The following is a 348-nucleotide window of genomic DNA, read 5'->3' as shown; positions in this document are numbered from 1 at the left end:
CAGCCGCCTTCACCCGCCTGTTGGCCAGGTCGCGCCGCCTCGACTGGGTGGTCTACGCCAAACCGCCGTTCGGCGGTCCAGGGCAGGTGCTGGCCTACCTCGGTCGCTACACCCATCGCGTCGCCATCGCCAATTCCCGGCTGATCAGCATGGAGAACGATCGTGTCGGATTCCGCTGGAAGGATTATCGTCATGGCGGAAGGACAAAGGTGATGACGCTCGACGCGCACGAGTTCATCCGCCGCTTCCTGCTGCACACGCTGCCGGACGGCTTCCATCGCATCCGCCACTACGGCTTCCTCGCCAACGGCCATCGCGCCGCCAGGCTCGACCAGTGCCGCAGGCTGC

The 348-nt window shown here is 66.1% G+C and carries 1 protein-coding gene; it reads left to right on the top strand.

What is annotated here, in order from left to right:
* Positions 1 to 348, top strand: a 348-nt coding sequence (locus EN862_RS35215) for a transposase (protein ID WP_193771638.1), incomplete at both ends; no start/stop codon positions are given.

The sequence above is a fragment of the Mesorhizobium sp. M2E.F.Ca.ET.219.01.1.1 genome (assembly GCF_004016445.2).
Taxonomy (GTDB): domain Bacteria; phylum Pseudomonadota; class Alphaproteobacteria; order Rhizobiales; family Rhizobiaceae; genus Mesorhizobium.
This window is presented reverse-complemented; position numbering and strand designations above follow the sequence as displayed.